We start from the raw sequence: 14,864 nt of genomic DNA, 5'->3' as shown, positions 1-14,864 counted from the left end.
GCTGCTTTGCCTACCGGCCTTGACATGCAGGCCCCACGCCTAACTGAACGGCATTGCCGCTAGTACTCCCGTGGGAGTTCTCCCTGCGCCCCGCTCACCAGCTCACGGGCAGTGAGCGCATCCCGTAGATGAACGACTCGGTACGGAACTCGCGCTCGCCGGTCGGCCGCAGCCCCGGCAGTCGGCGGAACAGCGTCTCCAGGGCGATCTGGAGTTCGGCGCGGGCCAGCGGCTGGCCCAGGCACTGGTGCACGCCGAAGCCGAACGCCAGGTGCCGCCGGGCGTCCCGGTCCAGGTCCAGCTCGTCCGTCGCCCGCCGGCCGGCGCCGCCGAACACCGCCTCGTCCCGGTTGGCGGTGGAGAGCATCGCCATCACGCCCTCCCCGGCCCGGACGGTGACGCCGCCCAGCTCCACGTCCTCCAGCGCCACCCGGGGCAGGCCGGTGTGCACGATGGTCAGCAGCCGCAACAGCTCCTCCACCGCGCCCGGCAGGGTGGCCGGGTCGGCCAGGCCGGGGATCTGCTCGGGGTGCTCCAGCAGCAGCGCGGTCGACAGCGCGATCATGTTCGCGGTCGTCTCGTGCCCGGCGATCAGCAGCAGCACGGCCATGCCGGCCACGTCGTCCGGGGTCATGTCGTCCCGCGCCGCGAGCCGGCTGAGGACGTCGTCCTCCGGCTGTGCGCGCTTGCGGGCCGTCAGGTCGGCCAGGTAGGTCCGGACCTCCTCCTGGGCCTCCCGGAGCTGCTCCACGGTGCTCTCCTGGCTGAGCATCGTGCGGCTCAGGCTCTGGAAGCGGTCGTGGTCCTCGTACGGCACGCCGAGCAGCAGGCAGATCACCAGCGAGGGCACCGGCAGCGCGAAGTCGGTGACCAGGTCGGCCGTGGTCCGGCCCGCGGTCATCCGGTCGAGTGCCTCGTCCACGATCCGCTGGATCTCCGGGCGCAGCGACTCCACCCGCTTGACCAGGAATTCCCCGGTGAGCATGCGGCGCTGGCGGGCGTGCTCGGGGTCGTCGAGGCGCAGGAAGTCCGGATTGTCGGTGATCAGCTCGCGAGCGCCGGCGATCAGCAGCGGGAAGGTCGGGTGACGGATGTCGGCACTGAACCGGCGGTCGGACAGCACGGTGCGGACCTCGGCGAAGCCGGTGACCAGCCAGCAGAGGTCGCCGTCGGGCAGCTCGGCCCTGGTCACCGGCCCGGTGGCGGCGGCCTCGGAGTACGCGGGCGGCGGGCCGAACGGGCAGCCGCCGGAGTGCCGGGCCGGCAGCGGGAGGACGGGGGTGGTGGGTGCGCTGGTCAAGGCGGGGGGTTTCCTCACGTCGTGGGTGTTCTCGTGGGGTCTGGGGCCCGGGAAGGGTCCCGGCGGCCTGCGGGGCCGGCGGCGGGGGTCCGTCAGGCCCCGGTCCGCGCGGGCTCGTCCCCGGTGATGGTGATCGCCCGGCCCGGGCAGAGCTCGGAGGCGAGCCTGACGTCGTCGAACTGCTCGGGCAGCACAACGCTCTGACGGAGCATCACGAGACTGTCCCGGTCGTCCTGGTCGAAGACCGAGGGAGCGTTCGTCACGCACATGCCGGAGCTGCAGCAACGGTCCCGGTCGACGCTCACCTGCATGTCGGGCACCTTTCGCCAGGGCGGCGCCGACTGCCCGGCGGCCACCTCTCGTTGTCACGGTCAACCTAGCCGTCACCGGTCCGTTCACGGAGGGGTGCGGTGGCCGGATCGAGAATGGCCGATTCGGCCCCCGTGGGTGAACCCCCGTCGCGGCGTAGTGCGTTACGGCCCGCGGTACTTCGCCGGCCGGGTCGGCGGACCAGGCCGCGCGGACGGTCTCACCAGCCCTTGAGCGGTGGCCAACTCCCTTGCGGGGGCCACCGTGTCGGCCTCGGCGGCGCTCCTGTCCGGGCGGTAGCGCACCGCCCGGGCGAACCGCGGGGCCGGCCCGGTGGGGCAGCGGGGGCTGCCCGGCGGGGTAGCGGAGGCCGGCCGGCAGGGTAGCGGAGGCTGCCCGGGAGGGCCAGCCCGGTGGGGTGGCGGGGGCTGCGCCGGAGGCCGTCGAAGGCGACCTCGACGACCGGTTCCGGCCGGACCTGGCGGCCCCCGCGCGGGGCGGGGTCCCGCCGGCCCTCGGGCTCAGCCCGCGCGGTGGGTGATGAGTGCCTCCAGGCCGTCGAGGATCCGCTCCAGGCCGAAGTCCAGTGCCTGGTCCCGCCCGTCCGGTGAGGCCATGGCGGCGGCGAGGGCGGGGAAGCGGTCCGCGTGCCGGTGCACGAGCGGGCCGAGGAGGGTGAGGAATTCGGCCTCGGGTCGGCCGTTCGGGCGCGTCGCGCGGACCTGCTCGGCGATGCCCCGGACGTGGCCGGTCAGCAGCACGGCGGCGTCCATCCGCTCGGCGCCGGTCAGCCCCTGGCCTTCCAGGGCCGCCAACGCCCGCTCCAGCCAGCCGAGTTCCCTGGGGCCCATCACCCGCGGTCCCACGGTGGCGTCGAGCAGCCACGGGTGTTCGTTGAAGGCCGCCGCCAACTGCCGCGCCCAGGAGGAAAGCCGCTCCCGCCAGCCGAGACCCTCCGCGGCCGCCGCCGGTTCGCCGACGGCGGACTCCACCATGAGCGCGACCAGTTCCGCCTTGCCGGGCACATAGCGGTAGAGCGACATCTTGGTGAAGTCGAGCAGCCCCGCCACCCGTTGCATCGAGACGGCGCCGAGGCCCTCGGCGTCCGCGATCTCGATGCCCGCCGCGGCGATCCTGGCCAGGCTCAGCGCGGGCTTCGGCCCCCGGGACGGCTTGGCGGGCGGCTCCCAGAGCAGCCTCACCGCCGCGTTCGCTTCCTCGCCCACGTCCACTCCGCCCCGCTCCGTCCGGCGTTCCGGCCGCCCCTTGCGAGGCGGCATAACTGTGTCTACCGTACACAGCAATAAACAGTGTCCGCTGGACGCAATTGCCCGGCGGTCGTGGACGGAGTGGTTCTCATGAGCAGCGCCAAGGTTCTGATCTCGGGCGCGAGCATCGCCGGCCCCGCACTGGCCCACTGGCTGGGGCGGTACGGCTTCGAGGTCACCGTCGTCGAGCTGGCCCCCGCCCTTCGCGGCGGCGGCCAGGCGGTGGACTTCCGCGGCGAGACGCACCTGACCGTGCTGGAGCGGATGGGCGTGCTCGACGAGCTGCGCGCGCTCGACACCGGCGGCAGCCCGATGACCTTCGTCGACCGGCACGGCCGCCGGCTCCTCCACCTGCCGGCCGACTTCGCGGGCGGGGACATCGAGGTCCCGCGCGGCGAACTCGCCCAGGTGCTGCACCGGCACAGCCTCCCGCACGCCGAGTACCTCTTCGGCGACACGGTCACCGCCCTGGAGGAGGAGCCCGCCGGCGTCCGGGTGGCCTTCCGGCACGGCGCGCCCCGCACGTTCGACCTGGTGATCGGCGCCGACGGGCTGCACTCCAACGTCCGCCGGCTGGCCTTCGGCCCGGAGGAGCGCCACGTCCGCCACCTCGGCTACTACGCCGCCACCTGGCAACTGCCCAACTACCTCGGGCTGCCGCCCGGTTCGGTCGGACTCAACGTCCCCGGCCGGCTCGCCTCGGTCGGCGCCGACCACCGCGACCCGGCCCGGGCGGGGGCCTTCCTCCTCTTCGCCTCGCCCGAACTCCGGTACGACCGCCACGACACGGCCCGGCAGAAGGCGCTGATCCGGGCCGCCTTCGCGGACCTCGGCTGGGAGGTCCCACGGCTGCTGGAGAGTCTGGAACGGGCCCCCGAGCCGTACTTCGACTCGATCAGCCGGGCCGACGTCCCCGCGTGGTCCACCGGCCGGATCGCCCTGCTCGGCGACGCCGCCTGCGGGGCCACCATCGGCGGCATGGGCACCGGCACCGCCGTGGTCGCGGCCTACGTCCTGGCGGGCGAACTGGCCCGGGCCCGGGGCGACCACCGTGCCGCCTTCGCGCGCTACGAGCACGTCCTGCGCGCCTACGCCCGCGGCTGCCAGAAGGGCGGCGACCGCGTCGGCCCCTTCCTGGCCCCCGCCACCGCCACCGGCCTGCGGTTGCGCAACGGACTGCTGAACCGCCGCTGGATCCTCAACCGGATGCTGGAGTCGGGCAAGCGGATCAGCGGCCTCGACCTGCCGGACCACCCGGCCGGGCCGCCGGCCCGCTCGCGGGAGGCCGGCCGTTGATCCCGGACGTCGTTGGCCCAGGGCCGCCGATCCGGGCGGGAGGATCGGCGGATCCCCACCCCAGGGAGCACTACTCTACGAACATGCGCCGCTACCCAGTGCGGCCGGTTGAGGAGGACTCCTGTGTCGTCACCCTGTGACCCGTCCTACGCGCGCGCCGGTGATGTGGCCACCGCCGTGATGGTGATGGACTCGCGGCTCAAGGCCATCTACGACGGCAAGGGCGGGAGCGATCCCGAACAGCGGCGGATGGCCGACGACTTCGCCCGGTCGATGACCGCGGCGGACGCCGACGCGCTGCTCGACGGCGTCTGCACGCTGATCTACATGTACATGGACTGGCTGCGGACGGTCTGCGAGCGGCACGACAAGGAGGTCATCGAGCACGTGGTGCCCACCCTGGTGGCCACGATGCGGATGATGCCCAACACCTTCCGCCCCGAGGTGATCCCCACCATGGCCGGCCTGCTCATCGCCTCCGGCACCGGCCTGAGCCCCAACCTCTGGCGTGCCCAGTACGGCGACTGGACCCGGGCCGAGATGAACCCCCTGGAGGCCACCGCCGTCATCCTCGCGGAGCACATCAACCGCATGGTCGGCGACGACCAGGAGTTCGCCACCCGCTTGATCACCGACGCCCTCGCCGCCACCGACGAGGCCTGACGTCGCGATCGCCGGGCACCGGGCGTTCGGCGTCACTGCTTCTTGGCCTGCTCGTACGGGACGGCGAGGATCGCGCCCGGATTCGCCAGGTCGGTGGTCGGGGTGCCGCCCTCGCCGCGGACCATGTGCTGCCCTTCGCTGTCGGTGGCGATGTACAGCGTCTTGCCGTCCGGGCTGAGGGCGACGTCGCGGTAGCGGTTGACGGTCCGGTACAGCTCCTCGTACTTCTTGCCGTCCTTGGAGAGCTTGAAGACGGTGCCGCTCTTCATCGAGGTGACGAGGACGTCCTCCCCGAACACCTTGAGTGTGCCGGGCGCGATGGTCGGCCAGCACATGTAGGCGGACGCCGGGTCGGGGCAGACCTGCGTCGGGCCGAAGTTGTACCCGCTGTCGACGGTCGTCCCGAAGGTGCTGAGCGGGGAGACCATGTCCTTGGTGAAGGCGTTCTCCTGCGTGGTCGGCACCTGGGCCGGCGGGGTGGCCGGGTCGGGGTTGTAGGGGATGTTCTGACAGCCCCCGCTCGCCTGCGACCAGTTGGAGTAGACGTACGCCTTGTCGTCCTTCCACCCCGCGACGTTGGGCCAGCCGTAGTTGCCGCCCTTCTCGACGCGGTTGTACTCGTCGTCGGTCAGCGGGCCGTTCTCGGCCGTGTAGAGCGTGTCGCCCGCGAAGTCCATCCCGTTCGGGTTGCGCATCCCGTAGGCGTAGACGTGGCTGCGGACCCCGTTCAGCTCGGGGTTGTCCTCGGGGACGGAGCCGTCGAGGTTGATGCGCAGCACCTTGCCCTGGTAGAGCGACCAGTCCGAGGCGGAGACCTGGGCGGCGGTCGGCAGGTCCTGCGCGTGGTTCGGCAGGCAGTAGTCGGCCATGTAGTTGTGGCCCTGGTCGCCGATCGAGTAGTAGAGCTTGCCGTCCTTGCCGTACCTGATGCGGGCCGACTGGTGCTGGTTGTGCCCCGGCAGTCCGGTCAGGACGTCCTGTTCGTCGGTGAGCCGGCCGTCCGTCGCCGTGTAGCGGACGATCTTCGTCGCCGACTCGTCGCCGTCCTGGTAGGTGTAGGCGAGGTAGACGTAGTCGGTGCCCTTGTCCTTGCCGAAGTCCGGGTGCAGCGTGAAGCCGAGCACGCCGTCCTGCCCGTCCTGGCTGTGGTAGGCCGTCCCGGTGAGGTCGAGGGCCGTGGTCTTGGCGCCGCTCTGCGGGTCGACCCGGGTGACCTTGAGTCCGGACTTCTCGCTGACCCACAGCTGCCCGTCGGGGCCGTAGGCGATCTCGTACGGGTCTCCCAGCCCGTCCGTCACCACCGTCACCTGCGTCTGCGGCCTCTGCCCGGACTGGGTCTGCGTGGGCTCGGTGGCGCCGAGGGCGGCCTGCCGCGCGACGGTACCGCCGCCGGACTCCGCCTCCCCGCCACCGGAGCACGACGCGATGAGCGCGGCGGCGGGGATCAGGACGAGTGCGGCCGGGAGCTTTCTCATGGATGCCTCCCACTCGTCGTGACGACGAGTGTCATGTGTGCCGAATGAACCGGATCAGGCGATCCCGCACACGGCCGGACGTTTCCAAGGAGGATGTCGCGCGGCCGGGCGGGCCATCACCGTCGATGGGGGAGCGCCGTCGGCAGGCCGGATGGCCGCCCGACGCCCCGCCCCTCACCGTAGGTCGGCCCCCTCGGGTCCGCATCCCTCGGTGGGCCGGTCGTGTGGTGGGGGGAGGAGGCGGTCAGGCTGTCCTCGTGAACGACGAACTGAGCCTCCCCGCCACCGAACTCGTGCGGCGCACCCTGGCCCATGCGAAGCGGCTGCTGCCGGCGGCGCTCTTCCACCACAGCGTGCGGACCTATCTCTACGGACGTCTCCTCGGGGAGCAGCGCGGTCTGCGACCCGGCCGTGACTACGACGACGAGCTCCTGTTCCTCGGCTGCGTCCTGCACGACTGCGGGCTCAGCGCGGAGGGCGACGGCGACCAGCGGTTCGAGCTGGACGGTGCCGACCTGGCCGTCCGCTTCCTGGAGGGGGAGGGGGTGGCGTCGGACCGCGCGCAGGTGGTGTGGGACGCGATCGCGCTGCACATGGACCGTGAGATCGCGGAACGCAAGCGCCCGGAGATCGCCCTCGTCGCCCTCGGGGCGGGCTTCGACCTGGGAGGCGGTCCGGAGCGGCTCCCGCCCGGGTACACGGACCGCGTCCACCGGGTGCTGCCCCGGCTGCACGCGGCGGCGGTCCTGCACGACAGCATCGTGAGGCAGGCGCTGGAGAACCCCCGGAAGGCGCCACCGTTCACGATGCAGGGCGAACTCGTCCGCCAGGCGACCGGCGGGAGTTGGCCGACGTGGGAACACCTCGCCCGCTCGGCGGGATGGAACGACTACGAGGGGTACCGGCCCTGAGGTGAGGTCAGGCCGCTTCGAGCCGGGAGAAGGTGGCGGCACCGGGCTGCGAAAGCCAGACGAGTCCGGCCGAGAGACCCGGCCGCCCCGGGAAGAATCGAAGGGCCCGCTCCGGCGACACGAGCGTCATCCGCGTCTGCCCGTCGACGACGAAGAGGTGCGCCGACCCGTCGGTGTGGGCGAGCCCCCAGGCCACCACCCACCCATCGGAAGGCAGTTCGCCGCCGTCGTACACCTGGACGACGGCGAACTGCCGTGGGGCCGTGTCGAGTACGAGCCCGCACAGCTCCTGGTCGAAGGTGGGGAGGGAGTTTTGCGAGGGCGCAGCGGACATGGAAGTCTCCTACCTCTGGGGGAGTTGGACGCGACGCTGCGACCAGCAGCGGCAGCGTGCGGCCCTGATGCAGAATCAAAAATAGCCAGCCGGTAGTATGTAGTCCACCGCCTTCGGGGAATTCGTAGCGCTGCCACTCCAAAGGGTGAAGGACGCTCGGCCGTGGCGAGCGAGGAAGGGAGTAGTGGATGCCGCCCAGCAAGGTTCCGCCGAGCATCCGGCAGCGGCGACTCGGTGCGGAACTGCGCCGGTTGCGCGAGCAGGCGGGCCTGTCGGTCACACGGGCCGGGGAACTGCACGGCACCCAGCAGTCCCGCATCAGCAACATCGAATCCGGGGGATACCCGGTGAGCGCGGACCGGGTTCGGGCGCTGGCCCGGCTCTACGAATGCGCGGATGACGCCCTGATCGAGGCGCTCACCGGCATGACCGGCGGCCGCACGCGGGGCTGGTGGGAGGAGTACCGCGAGATCCTCCCAGCCGGGGCGCTCGACCTGGCGGAACTCGAACACCACGCGACGTCGATGCGGATCGCATCCGCAATCCACATCCCGGGCCTGCTTCAGACCGCTGAACATGCTCGTGCGCTGTTCCGGGATGTCGTTCCACCTTTGTCGCCGCCCGAAGTCGAGCATCTGGTCTCGCACCGCATCAAGCGGCAGACGGTGCTCTACCGCGAGCAACCGATCCCGCTCTCGGCTGTCGTCCATGAGGCGGCTCTGCGGATCGGATTCGGTGGTTCCGAGGTCGCGCGTGAGCAGTTGGAATTCCTGCTGACCGCGAGCGAGTACCCTCACATCGAGCTGAGGGTGATCCCGTTCGGGACCGGTAGCTATCCCAGTTCGGGCGCTGGGATCGTGTACTTCGTCGCGGAGGTCGCACGGTTGGACTGTGTCCAGGTGGATGGGGATCGATCCGAGTTCATCGACACCGAGCCGCAGCTCATCAAGTACCGAGCTGTGATGGATCGGCTGGAGGCGAGCGCGCTCCAGTCGAACCAGTCTCGTGACCTCATTCGCCGTATCGCCCAGAGCATTTGAGACAGGAAGAACCATGGTCGCTCACACCTGGCAGAAGTCTTCGTTCAGTGGCGACGCCGCCAACTGCATCTACCTGGCGGGAGGCGCTGACAGCGCCATCATGATCCGGGAGAGCGACGAGCCTGACGTTGTCATCGCGACGACTCCGGACCGGCTCCGCGCCTTCATAGCCGGTATTAAGACCGGGGAGTTCGACCACCTCACGCAGTAGGTCTCGTACTCTCCCTCAGGGTGAGGGCCGCTGCGGGGCAGGTGCTGACGGCGAGGCGGGCGGCGGGGTGGGTGTCTTCCGGGGGGTGGGGCTCCAGCACGACGACGAGGCCGTCCTCCTCGTCCTGGTCGAACACCTCCGGGGCGGTCAGGGCGCACATGCCGGCACCGATGCAGCGGGTGCGGTCGGCGTGGAGTTCCATGGCGGTCAGTCCTCGTCCCACGCCACGGGCAGTCGGTGCACGCCGTAGATGTTCATGTTCGTCCGCAGCGGCACCTCGTCGGCCGGCACGGCGAGCCGTAGCGTCGGGAACCGTTCGAACAGGGCCGGGAGGGCGATCGTCAGCTCGACCCGCGCGAGCTGTTGGCCCAGGCACTGGTGGATGCCGTGGCCGAAGCCCAGGTGTCCCGTGGCCCTCCTGCCCAGGTCGAGCGAGTCGGGCTCCGGGAAGCGCCGCGGATCGCGGTTGGCCGCCTCGAACGAGAGGGTGACGCTCTCGCCCGCCCTGATGAGCCGGCCCTCGACCTCCACGTCCTCCAGCGCGGTTTTGACGCCGGTGTGGGCGACCGTCAGGTAGCGCATCAGCTCCTCCACGGCCTGGGACGCCAGCTCCGGATCCCCGCGCAGGGCCTCCGCCTGAACCGGGTTGGCGAGCAGCGCGAAGGTGCCGTGGGCGATCATGTTGGCGGTGGTGTCGAGCCCGGCGGCGAGCAGGAAGCCGCCGACGCCAACGAGTTCCTCGTCGGTGAGGTCGGAGTCGTGGGCGAGCTCGCCGAGCAGGTCGTCGGAGGGCTCCGCGCGCTTGGCGGCGACCAGCTCCGCCATGTACTCCTGGAGCCCGACCATCGCGGCGTACCGGTCCTCCGGCGCCGCGTCCATGGACATGAGCGTGTGGGCGTGGCTCTGGAAGCGCCCGCGGTCGGCGTAGGGCACGCCGAGCAGTTCGCAGATCATCAACGCCGGGATCGGCCGGGCGAAGGCCTCGACCAGGTCGGTACCCGGCCCTCCGCCTTCCAGGGCGTCCAGGTGCTCGGTGGTGATCTCTTGGACGCGGTCCGCCAGTTGACGCATCCGGCGGACGGTGAACCTGCCCGCGAGGAGCCGCCGGAAGCGGGTGTGCTCGGGTGCGTCCATCCCGGTCATGTCGCCGACGGGGGCGGGCGGCACCGGGCCCTCGGGGCCGCCGGGGAACGGGTAGTGCATCAGCTCGTACCGGGAGCTGAAGCGGGGGTCCGCCAGGATCGTCCGGACGGCGGTGTAGCCGGTGGCGAGCCAGCCGACGTGGCCGTCCGGGTAGGTCATCCGGGCCAGCGGGTCGCGCTCGCGCAGCTCCGCCAGCCCGGCGGGCGGGTCGAAGGGACAGCCGGCGGTGCGCTGGGTCGGGATCGTCACCGGGGCGGTGGTCGACGGTTCCTGCTGCATGGTGTCCTCCGAAGCGGCGTGGCGCAGCCATGGCGCCATGGCCGGGGGCGTCGGTGTCCTGGTCGTTGGGCATGTTCGTGGGCACGGCTCCACCGCGCCGGCCGCCGTACGGCCGGTCGGAGGTGCCATCGAGAGCCATAGTGGCGCCATATTGGTGCCGACGCAACTCAATTTGGCGCCGAACTGGCGTCGGTGGCCGTCGGCCTGACATGTCGCCTGATCGGGCGCCGGCTCCCCGCTGCCAGGTAGTTCATATGACTGATTTCCCGGCTTGTCCGCGCCCGCCTGCCGGGCGCGCCCGCGTCGGCGGGTGAGCGTGGTGCCGTTCTGTACTCATCGACCGATCGACGTTCCAGGGGCCGCCCGGTCCGATCGGCCGGCACGGAGGGCTGGTTCGCCATGGTTCGGACGTGGTCGGGATCCCGACGGAGACGGTGCGCGTCCCTCGTGGCCGCACTGCTGACCTGGGGGGCGGTGGTGCTGGCCGTACCGCCCGTGGTCGTGGCCGATCCGGGCCCGGCAGACCGGACGCCCGCCGCCGCCCGGGCCGCGTCGCCCGCGTCGCCCGGATTACCCGTGTCGCCCGCGTCGGCGGCACCGCGGGCGAAGCGGGCCGTCGAGGTCGACGTGACGACCAACGTCGCCGGGCCGACCAGCGGGTCCGCGGGCCAGGAGTTCACCTACACGGTGACCATGAGCAACAACGCGCTGACCGCCGCCGACGGAGCGCCGTTCACCGTGACGCTGCCGGCCGGCGCGACGAACGTGGCGGCGAGCTGCTCGGCCGCCGCCGGCGCCGCCTGCCCCGGCACGCTGACCGTGTCGGACACCCAGGTCTCGGGCACGGCGGTGAGCCTGCCCCACCTCGGGGTGCTGACGCTGACCGTGACCGGCCGCTTCGGAGCGCCCTCGGCGTCGTCGGTGACGGCGTCCTCCCACATCGACCCGCCGCCGGGGGCCACGGACTCGGACCCGAGCTCCAACGACAGCTCGGTCAGCACGACGGTCAGCAACCAGATGAGCCTGCGGGTCACCAAGTCCCAGTCGTCGACCACGATCCTGCCGGGCCAGCCGAACACCTACACGGTGACCTTCGGCAACGAGGGCAACGGCTGGGCGGACGGCTCGACGATCCGCGACTACCTGAGCGCGGCGCAGTCGCTGTACACGTCGTACGCCGTGCACATCGTGTCCTGTGACGGCACCGGCGGGGTGAGCTGCCCGTCGTTCATCACGGACACCACGGCCACCAACAGCACCATGATCTTCTCCGGTGTGATCGGGGCGTTCCCGCCGGGCGCGAAGCTGACGGTGGTGATGACGGTGGACCCGTCCGGTCCGGAACCGGCGTGCTCGTCGTCGCCGCGCGCCGACGTCGTCGGCAACACCGCCAACATCTTCGCGCCGAACGGTGTGACCAACACCCTGTCCAACCAGGCGTACGTCTCGGCGACCGGCCTCACCCCGCCCGAGTGTCCGCGCACGAACATCTCCGTCACCAAGACGCAGAGCGACACGCAGATCCTGCCGGGCCGGCCGAACACCTACACGGTCACCTACCGGAACAACGGCCCGAACGCGGCCGACGGCTCGACCATCCGCGACTACCTGGCCTCGGCGCAGAGCATCTACACCTCCTACGCCGTGCACATCGTCTCCTGCGACGGCACCGGCGGCGTGACCTGCCCGTCGTTCGTCCAGGACACCACGATCCCCGAGAACATGATGGTCTACTCCGGTGAGCTGGGCGCGTTCCCGCCCGGCGCCGCGCTGACCATCGTCATGACGGTCGACCCGGCGGGCACGCCCACCAGGTGCAACAGGAATCCGACCGCCGACATCGTCAGCAACACCGCGCAGCTGTTCACCGTCGCGCCGCTGGTCAACTCCGGCAACAGCACGGCGGGGACCAGCGCGACCGGGCTGACACCCGAGCGCTGCCCGGAGACGAACATCTCCGTCACCAAGACCCAGGCCAACACCGTGATCCTGCCGGGCATGCCCAACACGTACACGATCACGTACGAGAACAACGGGCCGAACCCCGCGGACGGATCCTTGATCCGGGACTACCTCAGCTCGCCGACGACCCTGTTCCGCTCGTACGCCGTGCACATCGTCTCCTGCGACGGCACCGGCGGCGCGTCCTGCCCGTCGTTCGTCCAGGACACCACGATCCCCGACAGCGCGATGGTCTACTCCGGTGAGCTGGGCGCGTTCCCGCCCGGCGCCAAGCTGACCATCGTGCTGACCGTCGACCCGGCCGACCCGACCCCGCTGGCGGCCTGCCCGAACACCGCCACGGTCGTCGGCGACAACGCGGACTTCTTCGTCGCGTCGCCGCTGGTCAACACCGGCAACAGCTCCGCCGGCGCCACGGCGACGGCTCCGTGCGCGGACATCGCCGTCAACAAGGCGGTGGAGCCGGCCGCGGTGCAGGCCGGCGAAGCCGTCACCTACACGATCAAGGTATCCAACGCGTCGCCGCAGACGGCGCGGTCGGTGGAGTTCTCCGACCCGCTGCCCCCGGCCACCGCCTTCGTCTACGGCTCGGCGACCTGCGTGGCGAACTCCGCCGCCTCGACGTGCGGCCCGGTGGCGTTCGACCCGGTGACCCGTACCGTGACGTCCACGATCCCGCAGATCGGCGCCGGACGGGACTACGTCACCATCACCGTCACCGGCACCGCCGGGCCGATCCCCGGCACCTACCCCAACACCGCGACGGGCCGGTCCTCCACCGGCCCCGACGCGTTCCTCGACGCCATCCCCGCCTCGAACGAGAGCACCGTCTCGCTCCAGGTCTTCAACACGGCCTCCGCCATCACCGTCGTCAAGCAGCTCACCGGCCTGCCCGCCGGTGGCCTGCCCGCCCCGCTCACCTTCACCGGAACGGTCACCTGCGGCACCCAGGCACCGCAGACCTGGTCGGTCACCATCCCGGCCGGCGCGAGCGGCGCCACCGCCGCGCCGCTCACCTTCTACGACGGCCAGCGGTGCACCATCACCGAGGACCCGCCGCCCACCCCGCCCGGCGGCCTGCACTACACCGGTCCGACGGTGCTCAACCCCTCCGTCATCGACAGCCTCGGGCCGCAGGCCGACCAGCAGGTCATCAGCTCCACTCCGCTGGGCGACAACGCCGTCCTGAGCCTCACCAAGGAGGCCGACCGGGCCACCGCGACCACCGGAGACACCGTCGCCTACACCTACGAGGTCGCCAACACCGGCACCGTCCCGGTCACCGGCATGACGATCGACGAGAACGTCTTCACCGGCGGCGGCACCAAGCCCGCCCCCGTCTGCCAGAGCACCGACCTCGCCCCCGCCGCCACCACCACCTGCACGGCCGCCTACACCGTCACCGCGCAGGACGTCACCGCCGGATCGATCACCAACACCGCCACCGCGACGGCCACCGCGGCCACCGGTCCCAACCCGGTGAGCAACGAGGCGACCGTCACCGTGCGCACCGTCACCGCGCCCGGCGTCCTCCTCGCCAAGAGCGTCACCCCGGGCACCGTCGACCGGGCGGGCACCGTGCTGTCCTACTCCTTCACCGTCACCAACACCGGCGGCGTCCCCCTCACCGACGTGCACATCAACGAGACCACGTTCACCGGCTCCGGCGGCGCGCCCCTGGTCGACTGCCCGGCCGCCGCGCTCACCCTGGCGCCGGGCGACTCCGTGGTCTGCACCGCCACCTACACCACCACCCAGGCCGACATCGACACCGGCGCGATCAGCAACACCGCGACCGCCACCGGCCGGGCGCCCGCCGGTTTCGACAGCCCCGTCTCCGCGGAGGTCGGTGCCACCGTCACCGCACCCGCCGCGCCCGCGCTCGGCCTGACCAAGACCGCGACCTCCGCGGCGACGCCGCCGGTCGAAGGCAGCACGGTGACCTACCAGTTCCTCGCCACCAACACCGGCAACGTCACCCTCAGCGGACTCGGCGTCCAGGAGACGGCGTTCGACGGCCACGGCACCCCGCCCACCGTCACCTGCCCGCCCGAGGCGGGCTCCGTCGCCCCGGGTGTCGCCATCGCCTGCACGGCCACCTACACCGTCACCGCGCAGGACGTGACCGCCGGATCGATCACCAACACCGCGGCCGCGAGCGCCACCGACCCCGGCGGCCGAACCGTGCGGGCGGAGGCGACCGCCACCGTCCTGCCCGCCCAGATCACCCCGGCGCTGGCCGTGGTGAAGACCGCGTCCCCCGCCACCGTCCACCAGGCGGGCGACACCGTCCACTACACCTTCACCGTCACCAACACCGGCAACGTCGCCCTCACAGACGTGACCGTGACCGAGACGGCATTCAACGGCCACGGCACCGCGCCGGCCCCCGACTGCCCGCCGGCCGACACCGCCCGACTGCTTCCAGGGGGGACGGCGACCTGCGCCGCCGACTACACCGTCACCCAGGACGACCTGCGGGAGAAGCGGATCGAGAACACCGCGACGGCCACGGGCCACGCGCCCGACGGTGCGGCCGTCACCTCGCCCGGGTCCACCGCCCAGGTGGCCGTGGAGGTGGCCAGCCCCAGTCCCAGCCCCAGCCCCAGTCCCAGTCCCAGCCCCAGTCCGTCGCCGAGCCCGTCGCCGTCGCTGTCCCAGAGCCCGAGCCCG

General features: G+C 71.7%; 12 protein-coding genes and 1 pseudogene. 6 read left to right on the top strand and 7 right to left on the bottom strand.

The window, feature by feature from the left end:
- Nucleotides 1-94: 94 nt before the first annotated feature.
- From ABD308_RS31765 to ABD308_RS31755, 3 genes are all read right to left on the bottom strand, one after another.
- Nucleotides 95-1,300 (bottom strand): cytochrome P450, encoded by a 1,206-nt coding sequence (locus ABD308_RS31765; RefSeq protein WP_344342770.1) that lies wholly within the window; start codon nt 1,298-1,300, stop codon nt 95-97.
- Between the two features lie 92 nt (nt 1,301-1,392).
- Nucleotides 1,393-1,611, bottom strand: a complete 219-nt coding sequence (locus tag ABD308_RS31760; protein WP_344342766.1) for a ferredoxin — start codon at nt 1,609-1,611, stop codon at nt 1,393-1,395.
- Between the two features lie 519 nt (nt 1,612-2,130).
- Nucleotides 2,131-2,835, bottom strand: a complete 705-nt coding sequence (locus ABD308_RS31755; protein ID WP_344342763.1) for a TetR/AcrR family transcriptional regulator — start codon at nt 2,833-2,835, stop codon at nt 2,131-2,133.
- A gap of 132 nt (nt 2,836-2,967) precedes the next feature.
- Here ABD308_RS31755 and ABD308_RS31750 point away from each other — a divergent pair, with 132 nt between their 5' ends.
- Together ABD308_RS31750 and ABD308_RS31745 are read left to right on the top strand one after the other, a co-directional pair.
- On the top strand, nt 2,968-4,173 hold the full coding sequence (locus ABD308_RS31750) for an FAD-dependent monooxygenase (RefSeq protein WP_344342759.1): 1,206 nt from the start codon (nt 2,968-2,970) through the stop codon (nt 4,171-4,173).
- A gap of 123 nt (nt 4,174-4,296) precedes the next feature.
- Nucleotides 4,297-4,836 carry a hypothetical protein gene (locus tag ABD308_RS31745; protein ID WP_344342756.1) on the top strand — a complete coding sequence of 180 codons (540 nt, stop codon included), beginning with the start codon at nt 4,297-4,299 and terminating at the stop codon, nt 4,834-4,836.
- 32 nt (nt 4,837-4,868) lie between these two features.
- Here ABD308_RS31745 and ABD308_RS31740 read toward each other — a convergent pair whose 3' ends face one another.
- The gene (locus tag ABD308_RS31740) at nt 4,869-6,311 is read right to left on the bottom strand and encodes a glucose/sorbosone family PQQ-dependent dehydrogenase (RefSeq protein WP_344342753.1); all 1,443 of its coding nucleotides are present in this window, start codon (nt 6,309-6,311) and stop codon (nt 4,869-4,871) included.
- Nucleotides 6,312-6,568: 257 nt separating this feature from the next.
- Here ABD308_RS31740 and ABD308_RS31735 point away from each other — a divergent pair, with 257 nt between their 5' ends.
- Nucleotides 6,569-7,222 (top strand): HD domain-containing protein, encoded by a 654-nt coding sequence (locus tag ABD308_RS31735; protein WP_344342749.1) that lies wholly within the window; start codon nt 6,569-6,571, stop codon nt 7,220-7,222.
- 7 nt (nt 7,223-7,229) lie between these two features.
- Here the strand turns inward: ABD308_RS31735 and ABD308_RS31730 are convergent, their stop codons facing one another.
- Complete coding sequence (locus ABD308_RS31730; protein ID WP_344342746.1) at nt 7,230-7,556, bottom strand: hypothetical protein; 327 nt, start codon at nt 7,554-7,556, stop codon at nt 7,230-7,232.
- Nucleotides 7,557-7,744: 188 nt separating this feature from the next.
- Here ABD308_RS31730 and ABD308_RS31725 point away from each other — a divergent pair, with 188 nt between their 5' ends.
- Together ABD308_RS31725 and ABD308_RS31720 are read left to right on the top strand one after the other, a co-directional pair.
- Nucleotides 7,745-8,596, top strand: coding sequence for a helix-turn-helix domain-containing protein (locus tag ABD308_RS31725; protein WP_344342743.1), 852 nt, complete (start codon nt 7,745-7,747; stop codon nt 8,594-8,596).
- 13 nt (nt 8,597-8,609) lie between these two features.
- Entirely contained in the window at nt 8,610-8,807 is a 198-nt protein-coding gene (locus ABD308_RS31720) for a DUF397 domain-containing protein (RefSeq protein ID WP_344342740.1), read from the top strand.
- On the opposite strand, the gene ABD308_RS31715 is transcribed toward ABD308_RS31720, so the two are convergent.
- Both ABD308_RS31715 and ABD308_RS31710 read right to left on the bottom strand, forming a co-directional pair.
- The gene (locus ABD308_RS31715) at nt 8,797-9,009 is read right to left on the bottom strand and encodes a ferredoxin (RefSeq protein WP_344342737.1); all 213 of its coding nucleotides are present in this window, start codon (nt 9,007-9,009) and stop codon (nt 8,797-8,799) included. The genes ABD308_RS31720 and ABD308_RS31715 overlap by 11 nt on opposite strands.
- Before the next feature lie 5 nt (nt 9,010-9,014).
- Entirely contained in the window at nt 9,015-10,229 is a 1,215-nt protein-coding gene (locus ABD308_RS31710) for a cytochrome P450 (protein ID WP_344342734.1), read from the bottom strand.
- A 399-nt stretch (nt 10,230-10,628) separates the two neighbouring features.
- Here ABD308_RS31710 and ABD308_RS39800 point away from each other — a divergent pair.
- A pseudogene (locus ABD308_RS39800) lies at nt 10,629-14,864 on the top strand (DUF7507 domain-containing protein); the annotation flags it as partial.

It is taken from the genome of Kitasatospora putterlickiae, assembly GCF_039527695.1.
Classification (GTDB): Bacteria; Actinomycetota; Actinomycetes; order Streptomycetales; family Streptomycetaceae; genus Kitasatospora; species Kitasatospora putterlickiae.
Note: the sequence above shows the minus strand (reverse complement) of the source record. Positions and strands in the feature narration are given on the sequence as shown.

Bases quoted from the DNA above. Each gene is read 5' to 3' on its own strand.
- ABD308_RS31750 (WP_344342759.1), top strand. From the start codon at position 2,968: ATGAGCAGCGCCAAGGTTCTGATCTCGGGCGCGAGCATCGCCGGCCCC.
- ABD308_RS31760 (WP_344342766.1), bottom strand. From the start codon at position 1,611: ATGCAGGTGAGCGTCGACCGGGACCGTTGCTGCAGCTCCGGCATGTGC.
- ABD308_RS31730 (WP_344342746.1), bottom strand. From the start codon at position 7,556: ATGTCCGCTGCGCCCTCGCAAAACTCCCTCCCCACCTTCGACCAGGAG.
- ABD308_RS31720 (WP_344342740.1), top strand. From the start codon at position 8,610: ATGGTCGCTCACACCTGGCAGAAGTCTTCGTTCAGTGGCGACGCCGCC.
- ABD308_RS31740 (WP_344342753.1), bottom strand. From the start codon at position 6,311: ATGAGAAAGCTCCCGGCCGCACTCGTCCTGATCCCCGCCGCCGCGCTC.
- ABD308_RS31715 (WP_344342737.1), bottom strand. From the start codon at position 9,009: ATGGAACTCCACGCCGACCGCACCCGCTGCATCGGTGCCGGCATGTGC.
- ABD308_RS31710 (WP_344342734.1), bottom strand. From the start codon at position 10,229: ATGCAGCAGGAACCGTCGACCACCGCCCCGGTGACGATCCCGACCCAG.
- ABD308_RS31725 (WP_344342743.1), top strand. From the start codon at position 7,745: ATGCCGCCCAGCAAGGTTCCGCCGAGCATCCGGCAGCGGCGACTCGGT.